The organism is Paraliomyxa miuraensis (assembly GCF_026337845.1).
GTDB classification, from domain to species: domain Bacteria; phylum Myxococcota_A; class Polyangia; order Nannocystales; family Nannocystaceae; genus Paraliomyxa; species Paraliomyxa miuraensis.
Genome location: NZ_JAOVZF010000018.1, coordinates 1 through 224, shown reverse-complemented (window position 1 = coordinate 224; position 224 = coordinate 1). Strand labels below are relative to the sequence as shown.

The 224-nt window shown below is 68.8% G+C and carries 1 protein-coding gene; it reads left to right on the top strand.

The features are described 5' to 3' along the window. On the top strand, window positions 1–224 hold a 224-nt coding region (locus OEB96_RS00070), incomplete at both ends, for a hypothetical protein (protein WP_266213332.1).

Sequence of the window (224 nt, the reverse complement as noted above, 5' to 3'; positions counted from 1 at the left end):
GGGGTGGCCCGCGTACACCGACGACGCCACCTGGCGCGAGCGGACCGAGGCGGCCACGCGGCTCCAGGTGATGACGCTCGCCCCGGCCGTCCACGAACGTGCGCAGATCACCTTCCTCGGGTACGTCGAGGACAACCCCGCCGACTGGCCGTACCTCATCAACACCTTCGCCACCAACTACAGCAAGCCGCACAACCGCGTCACGACGATCACCAACGGGCTCG